Origin of the sequence: Streptomyces griseoruber (genome assembly GCF_001514205.1) — a bacterium.
In the GTDB taxonomy this organism is placed as follows: Bacteria; Actinomycetota; Actinomycetes; order Streptomycetales; family Streptomycetaceae; genus Streptomyces; species Streptomyces griseoruber.
On record NZ_KQ948766.1, the window covers coordinates 484,471 to 496,781 of the forward strand.

The following is a 12,311-nucleotide window of genomic DNA, read 5'->3' on the forward strand; positions in this document are numbered from 1 at the left end:
TAACGGCGTTAAGGAGACGGTGATGCGACAGACGGACGTACTGATCGTGGGCGCGGGCCCGACCGGGCTCGCCCTCGGCATCGACCTGGCCCGGCGCGGGGTGGACGCGCTGGTGGTGGAGCGCGGCGACACCCTCACCCCCGGTTCCCGCGGCAAGGGCCTGCAACCGCGCACCCTGGAGATCTACGAGGATCTGGGCGTCCTCGACGCGATCCTCGCCGCCGGCGGCCCCTACCCGGTCGGCATGATCTGGCAGGACGGGAAGCAGGCCGGCGAGCACGAGATGTTCGACCCGGCGCAGGACGGCGAGGAGGGCTCACGCTTCACCGTCCCGTGGATGGTCCCGCAGTGGCGCAACCAGGAGATCCTGCGGGCACGGCTGGCGGAACTCGGCGGCGGGATCGCCTTCGGCCACGAGCTGACGCGGATCGAGCAGGACGGCGAAGGGGTCACGGCGTACTTCGCCGCCGGCGATCCGGTGCGCGCCCGGTACGCGGTCGCCGCCGACGGGGGCCGCTCGGCGGTGCGCCGGGCACTGGGCATCGGCATGACGGGCGAGACGGTCGACCCGGACCCGCTGCTGGTCGTGGACGTACGGATCACGGGCCTGGACCGGACGTGGTGGCACGTCTTCCCGCCGGCCGGGGAGGGCACGGGCTTCCTGGCACTGTGCCCGCTGGCCGGGACGGCGGACTTCCAGCTGGTGGCGCAGTTCCCGGACGGCACCGACCTGGAGCCCCTGCTGTCCCTGGCCGGGGTCCGCGCGGTGATCGCCGACCGCACCCACCTCGACCCCGGGGACGTGACCGAGGTCCGCTGGTCCTCGGACTTCCGCCCGCGCGCCGCCCTGGCCGACCGCTTCCGCGAGGGCCGTGTCCTCCTCGCCGGGGACGCGGCGCACGTCCACTCCCCCGCCGGCGGCCAGGGCCTGAACACCAGCGTCCAGGACGCCTACAACCTGGGCTGGAAACTGGGGGCGGTGCTGGGCGGGCGGGCCCCGGAGTCCCTCCTGGACACCTACGAGGAGGAGCGCCGCCCGAACGCCGCGGCCATGCTGGGCCTGTCGACCGCCATCCACCGGGGCGAGGCACGCCGGGGTGCGAAGACCCGCCAACTGGGCCTGAACTACCGCGACTCGTCACTGACCGAGGAGACCCGCCGTACGCCGGGCGGGATCCGGGCGGGCGACCGCGTGCCGGACCGCACGCTGGACGGCGAACGCCTCTTCGACCGCCTGAGGGGCCCGGACTGGACGGTGATCACGCTGGAGGAGGGCGTCCTCCTGGTCCGCCCCGACGGCTATGTGGGCTGGGCGGGCGAGACGGAGACGGGCATGACGGAGTACCGGGCACGCGTCGGCTGCTGACCCCGCGCGGAGGCGGGCCGGTGCGCCCGCACGGGCTCCAGCCGCAGTCGCTCGGCGTGACAACGCCGCACGCTGCGCGGGGTGACCCCGCACCCGGCATCAGGCACTCGCGAGGGTCAGCTTCACGGCGAACCCGAGGAACAGCACCCCGGCGGCCGAGGTGGCCCCCGCCGCGACCCGCTTCCGCCGGCGGAACGCACCCGCCAGCCGAGTCCCGCCGAATATCAGCACGGTGAGATACAGAACGCTCGCGACCTGCGCGAACGCACCCAGCACCACAAAGGACAGCGCCGGGTAGGCATACGAGCTTGAGACGAACTGCACGAAGAAGGCGACGAAGAACAGAATCGCCTTGGGGTTGAACAGGCTGACGACCAGCGCCCGCCGGAAGGGACGCTCATCGGACACGGCGGCCTCCCCCTCGGAGAGAACCCGCTCCCGGCGCGTCCGCCACATCCCCCACGCGGCCCGCAGCATCCCGAGGGCGAGCCAGGTCAGATAGCCGGCGCCGGCGTACTTCACGATGCCGAACAGCACGGCGTTGGCCTGGAGCAGCGAGGCGACCCCGGCCGCCGACAGCGTCATCAGCACCGTGTCCCCGCACCACACCCCGGCCGCGGCGGTGTAGCCCGCGCGCACCCCGCGCCGGGCGGCGACGGAGAGGACGTACAGGGAGTTGGGTCCCGGAAGCAGGACGATCAGGACGAGTCCCGCGAGATAGGTGGGAAGGTCGACGACTCCGAACATGGGGACGAGTGTCGCATGGGGGTTCCGCCGTCAGAACGCGTCGGTCGGGACGTACGTCCCCCACACCTCCCGCAGGGCGCCGCACACCTCCCCCACCGTGGCCCGGGCCCGCAGCGCCTCCTTCATCGGGTACAGGACGTTGTCCTCGCCCTCGGCCGCCTTCTGCAGGGCGGACAGGGCGTTCCCGACCGCCGTGCGGTCGCGCCCGGCACGCAGTCGCGCGAGCCGCTCCGCCTGCCGGGCCTCGATGGCCGGGTCCACCCGGAGCGGCTCGTACGGCTCCTCCTCGTCGAGCCGGAAGCGGTTGACGCCCACGACCACCCGCTCACCGGCGTCGGTCTCCCGGGCGATCCGGTAGGCGTTGCGCTCGATCTCGTTCTTCTGGAAGCCGTGCTCGATCGCCGCGACCGCGCCGCCCAGCTCCTCGATCCGGCCCATCAGCCCGACCGCCGCCGCCTCCACGTCGTCGGTCATGCTCTCGACGGCGTACGAGCCCGCGAAGGGGTCGACCGTCGCGGTCACGTCCGTCTCGTGGGCCAGCACCTGCTGGGTCCGCAGCGCCAGCCGCGCGCTCCTGTCCGTGGGCAGCGCGATCGCCTCGTCGAAGGAGTTGGTGTGCAGGGACTGGGTGCCGCCCAGGACGGCGGCCAGGCCCTGGACGGCGACCCGCACCAGGTTCACCTCGGGCTGCTGGGCCGTCAGCTGGACCCCCGCGGTCTGGGTGTGGAAGCGCAGCATCAGCGACTTCGGATCCCGCGCCCCGAACTCCTCCCGCATCACCCGCGCCCAGATCCGGCGGGCGGCGCGGAACTTCGCGACCTCCTCCAGGAGGGTCGTACGGGCCACGAAGAAGAAGGACAGCCGGGGGGCGAAATCGTCGACGTCCATGCCCGCCGCCACCGCCGTTCGGACGTACGCGATACCGTCCGCCAGGGTGAACGCGATCTCCTGCGCCGGGGACGCGCCCGCCTCCGCCATGTGGTAGCCGGAGATCGAGATCGTGTTCCACCGCGGGATCCCGGCCCGGCAGTACCGGAAGATGTCGGCGGTCAGGCGCAGGGAGGGCCGGGGCGGGAAGATGTACGTCCCGCGGGCGATGTACTCCTTCAGCACGTCGTTCTGGATCGTGCCCGTCAGCCGGTCCGCGGCGACACCCTGCTCCTCCGCCACCAGCTGGTACAGCAGCAGGAGCAGCGCGGCCGGGGCGTTGATCGTCATCGACGTGGACACCCGGTCCAGCGGGATCCCGCCGAACAGCACCCGCATGTCGTCGACCGAGTCGACGGCCACGCCCACCTTGCCGACCTCGCCGCGGGCGAGCGGGGCGTCGGAGTCGTGGCCCATCTGGGTGGGCAGGTCGAAGGCGACGGACAGGCCGGTCGTGCCGTGGGCGATGAGCCGCCGGTAGCGGGCGTTGGACTCGGCCGCCGTGCCGAAGCCCGCGTACTGGCGCATCGTCCAGGGGCGTCCGGTGTACATGGACGGGTGGACACCCCGGGTGAAGGGGTAACGGCCCGGCTCGCCCAGCCGCTCGGCCGGGTCCCAGCCGTCCAGGGCCCGCGGCCCGTACACCGGCTCGACGGGCAGTCCCGACTCCGACTCACGCACCATGCCCACCACCATGCCGCTCCGTTCGCCCGGCGTCATCCGGGGGGAACATCTCAGGCATGCGGATGCGGAGATCGATCATCGCCCTGGCCGGCACGGCGGCCCTGGCGACCCTGTGCGGCTGTACCGTGCGGACCCCGGACACCCAGGACGGCAGGGCGCGCCCGCCGGTGCACGCCGGCGTTCCCCGTACGGCCCCCACCCCGGAGCCGGGCGGCACCGCCCCGGACGACAAGCCGAGCGCGGCCCGGACCCCCGGCACCCCGTCGCCCGCCCCGGCCGTGCTGTTCAGACGCGGCGACTCCGGGCGGGACGTACGCGAACTCCAGGCCCGGCTGCGGCAGCTCGCCTGGCTCTTCGAGGGGCCCACGGGGCGGTACGAGGCGTCCACCGAGGAGGCCGTGAAGGGGTTCCAGGGCAAGCGCGGGCTGCCGCGGACCGGGACGACGGACACCGTCACCTGGGACCGGCTGGTGGGGATGACGCGTGAACCGGGGCAGTGGGAGCTGTATCTGATGGGCGGTCAGCCCGCCGCGGCGCCCGACTCCCGGTGTCTGACCGGGCGGGTGCTGTGCATCGACAAGACGAGCCGCACCCTGCGCTGGATGATCGACGGACGGACCGTGTCGACGATGTCCGTCCGGTTCGGCTCCCAGTACACGCCCACCCGCGAGGGGGTGTTCCAGGTCTACTGGAAGTCCCGTGACCATGTGTCGACGCTCTACCACACGCCGATGCCCTACGCGATGTTCTTCAGCGGCGGCCAGGCGGTGCACTACTCGGCCGACTTCGCGGCCCGGGGCTACGCGGGTGCCTCGCACGGCTGTGTGAACGTACGGGACGAGGCGGCGGTCTCGGCGCTCTTCGCCCAGGTCCGCAGTGGCGACAAGGTCGTGGTGTCCTGGTGAGGTCGTCCTGGTGAGTTCGGGGCGCGGGCGGGACCGGGGGAACGTGTCCCGCCCGCGCCAGGTGCACGAGCCGTAGGTACGGGGGGAACCCCGGCTCCGTGCGAAGGCCGATGACCAGTCGGCTCACTAGGTACTGCGTCGCGGTCCCCGAAAACGTCACACCCTGCGCGAAAGAATTTCCATGGATTGTGAAGTCGCAGGTCAGAGGGGGCGTGCGGGGGCGGGGAGTCAGTGGCGGCCGGTGCCGCCGGTGCGGCCGGTGCCCCCGTTGTCCCCGCCGCCGGTGCCGGTGCCGCCGTTCCGGGCGCCGCCGTCGTCGTCCGAGCCGGTGCCGCCGGAGTGGTCGTCGTCCTGGTCGTACCCCGTGCCGGCCGAACCGGCGTCGGGACCGGCGGACAGCCCGGCCGACCCTTCGTCGTGACCGCCACGGTCGGTGCCGCTGTAGTCGTCGCCCCAGGAGTTCCGGTAGTCCGAGTCGTCCTGCCCGTCGCCCGTGTTCCGGCCGGAACCGCCCTCGAGGACGTGCGCGCAGTACGTCGTCACCTGGGACCAGCCGCCGGCCAGGCCCTCCAGGGTGCGGCGGCGCTGGGTGCCCAGCGTCCGGCCGGCCTCGATGTCCCGGCAGGACGAGGTCACGCCCTTCGGCCAGCCGCCGCGGGCGCCGGGCGCGGTGGAGGAGCCGTCGGTGCTCTTCGTGCCCCCGGTGGTGTCGCGGTCGGTGCCGCCGTCCGGCGCCACCGCGTCCGGGCCGCCGCCGGAGGCCTCCGGGGAGGGCGAGACCAGCGGGCGGTCGGGGCTCGCGGCGCCGGAGACGGAGGCCCCGGGTTCGGGTCCGGCCCCGTCGAAGGGGCTCGGCAGCACTCCGGTACCGGCGGCCACCGCGACCCCGCCGAGCATCCCGGCGGCCACCGCGGCGGCCAGCCCGAGCCTGAGCGGGCGGCTCCAACGGCGGTGTGCCCGTTCGCCGTTGCGATCGGCGCCGGGGCGGCCGCCGATGCGGACCAGTCCGGCGTCGCCCGGATACGCCGACGGGTGTGACGTACGCGACTGCTGTGACGTGTGGGACTCGGTGCGCGACTCACGGGCTGCCCGGGCCTCGCTGAAGGCCTTCAGGGCGGCCGCCTCACCGGGGAGCTCCTCGTCGGCCCGCAGCGGTTCGGCGCCCAGCGCGGAGAGCGCGGCAAGCGTTCTGGCGAGGCGTTCCGCCTGGTCATGGGCTTCCGGGGCGACAGCGTTCTCGGGTGACTCACCGCGCAGCAGACGCTCCGCCGTCTCGCGGTCGAGCCACCTGTCCTGCTTGTCGGCCATCACATGTCCTTCTGCGTCCGCGCGCTCGCTTGCGTCACACTCGCGGACGTTACCGCGCGTGAACGCGGCCTTCGCTGGGGAGGCAGGGCGTCGAGCACCCCGGCGGTCTCCGGATCGTCGCCGAGCAGTTCGGCGAGCTTCTTCAGGCCGCGGTGCGCGGCGGTGCGGACGGCGCCGGGACGCTTGCCGAGGGTGTCGGCGGCGGTCTTGGCGTCCAGGCCCATCACGACCCGCAGCACGACGGCCTCGGCCTGGTCCTGCGGGAGCCGGGCGATGAGGTCGAGGGTGCGGCCGGTGGCCAGCGCCTCGATGGCCTCGCCCGCGGTGTCGCACTCGGCGGCCCGGCCGGTCAGTTCGGTCTCGTCGCCGCCGATCGCGGGGCGCCGGCCGCGCATCCGTATGTGGTCGAGCGCGCGGTTGCGGGCGATCCGGGCGGCCCAGCCGCGGAAGCGGTCCGCGTCACCGCCGAACCGCTCCAGGTCCCGGGCGATCTGCAGCCAGGCCTCGGAGGCCACGTCCTCGGCGTCGAGGTCGCCGACGAGTGTGCGCACGTACCCGAGGAGCCGCGGGTGCACCGCGCGGTACACAGCCCGGAAAGCGGTCTCGTCCCCGTTCTGTGCCGCAAGCACCGCGGCTGTCAGCTCCGCGTCGTCCCCCACGTCGTGGTTCCTCGGTCGGTCGATGGTCGCGGTCGAGACCGCTGGTCGTTGCGGTGGACCGCTGGTCATTGCGGTGGACCGCTGGTCGTTGCGGTGGTCTGCCGCTTGGCCGTCCGGCGCGAAAGGCACGTTACGACCTGAAAGCGTCGCCCGTCCATGTCCGTACAACATGCAACTGAGTCGTGATCCCGTCGGGGACGGTCCCGGACCGGCACCGGGGTGTGACAGAAAACGCACTCCCGGCGCTGAAGGAAGTACGGGCCGCCGCGCGGTCCGTGCCGCGCGACGGCCGGGGTCTCTCCTGTGGGGGGTGGCGACCCCGGTCGTTGCCTCGGCAGCGAGAGGCTACTGCTTCCCGGCGTTGCCCTTGGGGGTTTTCCCGGCCTGCTGCCCGCCCTTGTCGGTGGTGCCGCCGGTGCCGTTGCTCTTGCCGTTGCCTTTGCCGTTGGCCCCGCCGTCGTTCTCGGCCGACGCCGTCCGCGCCGCGCAGTACGCCTCGACGTTCTCCTCGCCGCCCGCCGCCGTCACCAGCCGCTGCCAGGCCGTGGAGTCCAGCGCCCTGCCCCGGTCCTTGACCCGCTCGTAGGCACGGCAGTGGGCCGCGGTGTCCTCGGCGGTCACCGGGCGGTCCCGGCCGGCCGGGGTGCCCGGGGCGGCCGGGGACGGGGTGAGCGACGGTGCCTGCGAGCGGCCCTCGGACGCGCTCGCGGACCGCTCCGGGCGCTTGGCGTCGGCCGGGTCCCCGCCGGCGGACCCGATCGCGGCGAACGCCACCCCGCCGAGGGCGAGGCTCGCGACGGCGACGGAGAGCGTGGCCCGCAGCGAGCGGGCGGCGGACCGGCGGGTACGGGGCCGCCAGTCGTCCCGGCGGCGGGTACGGGCCGTGTGCGCGCCCGCGTCCCGGGCGGCCCGGAAGGCGGCCACGGCCCGCAGCTCGCCCTCGCTGCCCGCGGGCGGTGCGACGGGGCCGCCCGTGACGCGCAGGACCTCGGCGAGCAGCGCCTCCAGCTCCTGGTCGACCGTGTCCGCCGCCGGGCCCGTCCCGGCCGGGTGCGGACGCCGACGGACCGGCTCCCCGCCGTCGTTCAGCCGTTCACCCATGTCCGTTTCCGCCTCTGTCCCGTGCGTGCGTCCGCGCGTGCCGCCGATCCGGCCGCTGGTGCACACGGCCCGAGATCATGACTGTTCAGGTGGCCGCGGGCTGCCCCGCCGACCGCTCGGCCGTGGCCGTTCATTTCGACTCCCCCAGCGTGCGGGGTCCGTCATCCGTCACACCTCGGCCGTTCGTGTCCGTGACGCCGAGCTGGCGGGCCAGCCGTTTCAGGCCGCGGTGCGCCGCCGTGCGGACCGCGCCGGGGCGCTTGCCGAGGACCCGCGCCGCGGCGGGGCCGTCCAGCCCCACGACGACCCGCAGCAGCACGGCCTCCGCCTGGTCCCGCGGCAGCCCCCGGACCAGTTCCAGCGCCCGCGCGGTGGAGAGCGACTCCAGCGCCTGGTCGTGCGTGGTGTGCGGACCGGGCAGGTCCATGACCACCTCGTGCTCCAGCGCCGCCGCCCTCGGCCGCACCCGCAGCCGGCGCAGATGGTCCAGGGCCCGGTGCCGGGCGATGGTCGCCGTCCAGCCGCGGAACCCGGCACCGTCGCCCTTGAACCGCCCGAGGTCGCGGGCGATCTCCAGCCAGGCGTCGGAGGCCACGTCCTCGGCGTCGTCCCCCACGATCCCGCGCAGATAGCCGAGCAGCCCCGGCTGGACGATCCGGTACGCGACGGCGAACGCACTCTCGTCGCCGTCCTGGGCCCGTGCCACGGCCGCGCCCAGTTCCCCGTCGTACGCCTGTGCGCGCCGGGGTTCCCCTCCCTGGCCCAAGACTGTCCTCGTTCGTACGGAATTCGCTGGGGGTGCACCCCCACGGTCTTCAGCGCCCGGCCGCACAGAAGTGTCACAGGGTGGGCCGTTCGCCCCGGTCAGGGGCGGGCCCTTCACCGCGTTCAGGCCGCCACCCGGCGCGAGCGGCCGTGCAGGGTGAGGTAGAAGGTCCGCAGGGACTCCTCGGGGGCACCCGTCTCGAAGCGGTTGACGACCTTGCCGAGCGGGTTCCAGACCCGGCCGTCGGGCATCCGCACCCCGACCGGCTGCCCGAACCAGCCGCGCTGCGGCTCGTCCAGGTCCACCCAGACCGCGCCCGCGCGGCGGACCAGCACCTCACCGACGTACGCGCCCAGTCCCACGAGCGTGTCGTGGGCGCGCGCCCGGTCGGCGCCGCCCTTGCGCAGCCCGTCGGCCAGGAAGTCGACCAGGCGCAGGCTGGCCGGGGAGTAGTCGAGCGGCAGCCGGTGCCGTGCGGTGGCGCGCTCGACGAACGCGCCGGCACATGCCCGCATGTCCGCCGCGCCCCTGTCCCACGGGTCCGTTCCGTGCTGCTCGTCCGTCCTGCTGCCCATGGGTCCCCACCCCTTCGCTCGGCCCGCTCGGTCCAGGGGGAACCGGCTCGGCTCCCCGCTGTCCCAGCGGACGGCGGCGCCGGAGCATCACAGGTCACCGACGTGTCGTCCGTCACGTCCGTCGCGCTGTTCCCGTCCGCCCCGCATCGCGTCCCGGCACAGCAGCCGGAGCGAGCCATGGCCGCCGAAGCACCGGCGGGCCTCGTCGATGGGGTCCCAGAGGCGGCCGTCGGGGGTGCGGATCCAGTGGTCGCCGCCGGCCGTCCACCACTCGGCGCCGGTGTGGCGGACGACCACCTCACCGGCGTACGCCCCGAGGCCGCGCAGCACGTTCTCGACGGCCGGGTACGGGGTGTCCTCGGCGCGCAGGTCCTCGATCAGCCGGTCGACGCGCCACAGGCTCTGCGCGGAGTGGTCGAGGTGCAGGCGGGCGCCCTCGCGCAGCGCGATCAGCGTGTCGGCGGCCCAGCGCACCGGCTTCACGGCGGCCTGGGGCCGGGCGGGGAACGGGTGAGTCGTCCAGGTCATGTACGGGAGAGCGTCACGCGGCCATGATCCGTCACGCGGTTCCGGGCACCTTCCCGGAACCGGCCCGGAACCCGCACAGGAGTGAGGGTTCCGCGTCCTCGTGCGCTCCTTGGGTGACGAGCGCGCGCCTCGGGCCCGGCGGCGCGGACGGCGCAGGTCGCCGCGTTCCCCGCGGCGGCGCAGGGGCGTGGGGCGTGGGGTCAGATGCGGCCGCGGGCTCGGCGGGAGACCACGGCCCGCAGGACTCGGCGGCCCTCCGTGGAGACGTCCAGGGCGCGGCGCAGGCCGGCCGGGCCGTGGGTCGCGAGGAGTTCCAGGACGGTGATCTGGCGGCGCAGTTCGGCGGCGACGAGGGGCGGCATGCCCTCCGTGCGGCCCGCGCGGCGGGAGTCGACCGAGTCGGCGTCCTCGGCCGGGTCGAGGAGGCGGTGTATCTGGAGCGAGGCGACGGAGCAGGCGTCGGCCCACACCCGTACCTCGGCGGGGGCCCGACGGGCGGGGGCCGCGTCGAGCATCCGGCGGGCGAGCAGCGCCGCCTCGCCGCCGTTCTCCCCGGACTCCAGCTTCCCGCGCACCTGTTCGAGCCCGCTGTCCCAGTCCTCGTCCGCACCCGCCTCGGCGAGGCTCGCCCACAGCGGCCGAAGGATCCCGTCGTCACCGCCGAGCAGCGGCACACACCGGTCCAAACAAGCCAGCCCACTGGCGGCCAGTCCGCGTTCGTCGGCCTGAGCGATCAGTTCCACCAGGCTCATCCACGTCTCCCTCGCCAGGGCGCCGCCCTCACGGAGCCCGCACTTTCCCTTACTGCGTGCGACGGAGGAAGACTGTCACATAGTGGATTTTCAGCCAAGGGGTGATCGGCGGGCCGACCGGGCCCGCCTCAGCCCAGCCGCCCCGCGAGTGTCCTGAACTGCGCCCAGGTCAGGGCCGGCGTGCGCGCGTCCCACAGCTTCTGCGAGGTGGCCCGCAACGGCATCCGGATCCCCGCCGCGACCTGGTCCTGGGTCTGGGAGTTCGCGAGGTCGCACCAGACGGAGAAGGACCCGCCGAGGATCTGGGCGTCGTACGCCGAGGACACCGGCGTCCTCCCGCGCAGCACCCGCGGGGTCCACTGCTCGTAGATCCGCTGCCCCGTCGGATAGACGAAGGTCTGCGGCTCGCCGAGGACGTAGTACAGGTACTCGTCGTTGTAGTTGAGCACCTTGCGCCCCGCGCTCAGATACTCGGCCGGCACCCGCGCCCCGATCTCCTTGCCGGTCCAGTACGCGACCACCAGGTCGGAGGCCGGCTTCACGGTCGAGTTGCGGAAGAAGCCGTCGTTCCAGACCCGCATGGTCCGGTCATGGGCCCGGATCGTGTCGGCGCGGTCGTTGAGCCACCCGGTGGCGAGGTCGGCGACGCCCGCCCCGGAGCCGTAGCGCTGCCGCGCGGCGGCGGCGAGCTGCGGGAAGGAGGCCGCCGGGTTCGACACGGTCAGCGCCTGGTACTCGTCGCCGCCGAGGTGCCACTGCGCACCCGGGAAGAGGCCCGCGTACTCGCCGAGCAGGTCGTCGAGCAGCTTCGCGGAGGCGTCCTTGGAGATGTCGATGGCCCCGCGCCTGGCGACCCCGTTGACATTGCGCAGCTGGAGCTCGGGGTGGGCGGCGAGCACGGCCCCCAGATGCCCGGGCGAGTCGATCTCGGGCACGACGGTGATGTGCCGGGACGCGGCGAGGTCGACGATCTGCTTCACCTGCGCCTTGGTGAGGTGCTGCGCGGCGACGATCTCGGGATGGGTGTCGGACTCGATCCGGAAGGCCTGGTCGTCGGAGAAGTGCAGCCCGAACTGGTTGTACTTCAGGTCCCCCAGCTCACGGATCCGGTCCTCGATCCAGCCCGGCGAGAAGTACTTGCGGGCGATGTCCAGCGAGAAGGCCCGCTGCGGCTTGGCCGGCGCGTCCTTGACGACGCCCTCCGGGGCCGTGCCGCCCTTGCGGACCTCCTGCTTGAGCGTGCGCGTCCCGTAGAACACCCCGGCGTCGGAGGGCCCGCTGACGGTGACCCGCCCGTCCCGGACGGTCAGGGTGTACGACTCCGCGCCGCCGCCCCCGCCGAGCGTCAGCCGCAGATCCCCGGACCGGCTGTCGCCCTTCTGCCCGGCGTACGACATCCCCAGCTCACCGGCGATCAGCCGGCCCTCGTCGGCGAGGCGCGGGTCGGTCACGACCACCCGGTGCCCGGCGGCGGGCCGCCAGCCGGGTCCGCGCGCCGCCGTGAAGCCCCGGACGGCCGGGATCGTGCGCGGGGCGGTGGACAGCGGATACGTGCGGCTCGGGCGGGGACTGGCGGACGGCGCGGCGGCGGCGGACCGCTCACCGCCGGACGCGCTCCGGGAGGTCTGCCCCGCCGCCGACGCGGTGGGCGTGCTGTCGTCCCCGCCGGAGGCCCACAGCCCCACCCCGGCCCCGAGGGCGGCGACCAGCCCGCCGGCTATCAGGGCCCGCAGCGCGACCCGCTCCCTGGCCTTCTTCCGCGGCGCCGGACGCCGATGCCTGTGCCTGCTCATCCCGCCAACCGTACGTCGCCCGGGTGACGGGGGCGCGCCGACCGGTTCACCGAACACGTCACCGAACGGTCACCGAGAGCGTCCACCAACGGTTCCGAAACTCTCTCGTTCGAGTGAAATTCGGGCAAGCGTCGGACACCGGATGACCACTCCCGATAACGTTGCGCCACACCTTTCACCACATCCCCTGCCACATCACT

Annotated in this window: 12 protein-coding genes; 2 read left to right on the forward strand and 10 right to left on the reverse strand. The window is 74.0% G+C overall.

The annotated features are described in order from the left end of the window. The first annotated feature begins 22 nt into the window (after nt 1-22). The gene (locus AQJ64_RS14430) at nt 23-1,366 is read left to right on the forward strand and encodes an FAD-dependent monooxygenase (protein ID WP_055632024.1); all 1,344 of its coding nucleotides are present in this window, start codon (nt 23-25) and stop codon (nt 1,364-1,366) included. A gap of 99 nt (nt 1,367-1,465) precedes the next feature. On the opposite strand, the gene leuE is transcribed toward AQJ64_RS14430, so the two are convergent. Then, nucleotides 1,466-2,113: a leucine efflux protein LeuE gene (leuE, locus tag AQJ64_RS14435; RefSeq protein WP_055632025.1), complete on the reverse strand. Its 648-nt coding sequence runs from the start codon at nt 2,111-2,113 to the stop codon at nt 1,466-1,468. Nucleotides 2,114-2,143: 30 nt separating this feature from the next. After that, the gene (locus AQJ64_RS14440) at nt 2,144-3,724 is read right to left on the reverse strand and encodes an acyl-CoA mutase large subunit family protein (RefSeq protein ID WP_055632043.1); all 1,581 of its coding nucleotides are present in this window, start codon (nt 3,722-3,724) and stop codon (nt 2,144-2,146) included. 56 nt (nt 3,725-3,780) lie between these two features. Here AQJ64_RS14440 and AQJ64_RS14445 point away from each other — a divergent pair, with 56 nt between their 5' ends. Next, on the forward strand, nt 3,781-4,629 hold the full coding sequence (locus AQJ64_RS14445; protein ID WP_397800730.1) for a L,D-transpeptidase family protein: 849 nt from the start codon (nt 3,781-3,783) through the stop codon (nt 4,627-4,629). Between the two features lie 228 nt (nt 4,630-4,857). Here the strand turns inward: AQJ64_RS14445 and AQJ64_RS14450 are convergent, their stop codons facing one another. The 8 genes from AQJ64_RS14450 to AQJ64_RS14485 form a co-directional block, all read right to left on the reverse strand. Then, the gene (locus tag AQJ64_RS14450; protein WP_055632026.1) at nt 4,858-5,937 is read right to left on the reverse strand and encodes a hypothetical protein; all 1,080 of its coding nucleotides are present in this window, start codon (nt 5,935-5,937) and stop codon (nt 4,858-4,860) included. Beyond that, nucleotides 5,937-6,596 (reverse strand): RNA polymerase sigma factor, encoded by a 660-nt coding sequence (locus AQJ64_RS14455; RefSeq protein ID WP_055632027.1) that lies wholly within the window; start codon nt 6,594-6,596, stop codon nt 5,937-5,939. The genes AQJ64_RS14450 and AQJ64_RS14455 overlap by 1 nt, the downstream gene beginning before the upstream one ends. A 345-nt stretch (nt 6,597-6,941) precedes the next feature. Further along, on the reverse strand, nt 6,942-7,697 hold the full coding sequence (locus AQJ64_RS14460) for a hypothetical protein (RefSeq protein ID WP_055632028.1): 756 nt from the start codon (nt 7,695-7,697) through the stop codon (nt 6,942-6,944). A 130-nt stretch (nt 7,698-7,827) separates the two neighbouring features. After that, nucleotides 7,828-8,463 carry an RNA polymerase sigma factor gene (locus tag AQJ64_RS14465; protein ID WP_055632029.1) on the reverse strand — a complete coding sequence of 212 codons (636 nt, stop codon included), beginning with the start codon at nt 8,461-8,463 and terminating at the stop codon, nt 7,828-7,830. Between the two features lie 122 nt (nt 8,464-8,585). Next, entirely contained in the window at nt 8,586-9,038 is a 453-nt protein-coding gene (locus AQJ64_RS14470; RefSeq protein WP_240512484.1) for a hypothetical protein, read from the reverse strand. Between the two features lie 87 nt (nt 9,039-9,125). Continuing rightward, nucleotides 9,126-9,566 (reverse strand): hypothetical protein, encoded by a 441-nt coding sequence (locus AQJ64_RS14475; protein ID WP_055632030.1) that lies wholly within the window; start codon nt 9,564-9,566, stop codon nt 9,126-9,128. A gap of 200 nt (nt 9,567-9,766) precedes the next feature. After that, nucleotides 9,767-10,318, reverse strand: coding sequence for a hypothetical protein (locus AQJ64_RS14480; protein WP_055632031.1), 552 nt, complete (start codon nt 10,316-10,318; stop codon nt 9,767-9,769). A 128-nt stretch (nt 10,319-10,446) separates the two neighbouring features. After that, nucleotides 10,447-12,111, reverse strand: a complete 1,665-nt coding sequence (locus AQJ64_RS14485) for a beta-N-acetylhexosaminidase (RefSeq protein ID WP_079061655.1) — start codon at nt 12,109-12,111, stop codon at nt 10,447-10,449. Nucleotides 12,112-12,311 lie beyond the last annotated feature (200 nt).

What these genes read in the sequence shown, in the direction of transcription:
- AQJ64_RS14430 (WP_055632024.1), top strand. Translation starts at nt 23, where the DNA reads ATGCGACAGACGGACGTACTGATCGTGGGCGCGGGCCCGACCGGGCTC.
- leuE (WP_055632025.1), bottom strand. Translation starts at nt 2,113, where the DNA reads ATGTTCGGAGTCGTCGACCTTCCCACCTATCTCGCGGGACTCGTCCTG.
- AQJ64_RS14440 (WP_055632043.1), bottom strand. Translation starts at nt 3,724, where the DNA reads ATGGTGCGTGAGTCGGAGTCGGGACTGCCCGTCGAGCCGGTGTACGGG.
- AQJ64_RS14445 (WP_397800730.1), top strand. Translation starts at nt 3,781, where the DNA reads ATGCGGATGCGGAGATCGATCATCGCCCTGGCCGGCACGGCGGCCCTG.
- AQJ64_RS14450 (WP_055632026.1), bottom strand. Translation starts at nt 5,937, where the DNA reads ATGGCCGACAAGCAGGACAGGTGGCTCGACCGCGAGACGGCGGAGCGT.
- AQJ64_RS14460 (WP_055632028.1), bottom strand. Translation starts at nt 7,697, where the DNA reads ATGGGTGAACGGCTGAACGACGGCGGGGAGCCGGTCCGTCGGCGTCCG.
- AQJ64_RS14470 (WP_240512484.1), bottom strand. Translation starts at nt 9,038, where the DNA reads ATGGGCAGCAGGACGGACGAGCAGCACGGAACGGACCCGTGGGACAGG.
- AQJ64_RS14475 (WP_055632030.1), bottom strand. Translation starts at nt 9,566, where the DNA reads ATGACCTGGACGACTCACCCGTTCCCCGCCCGGCCCCAGGCCGCCGTG.
- AQJ64_RS14480 (WP_055632031.1), bottom strand. Translation starts at nt 10,318, where the DNA reads ATGAGCCTGGTGGAACTGATCGCTCAGGCCGACGAACGCGGACTGGCC.
- AQJ64_RS14485 (WP_079061655.1), bottom strand. Translation starts at nt 12,111, where the DNA reads ATGAGCAGGCACAGGCATCGGCGTCCGGCGCCGCGGAAGAAGGCCAGG.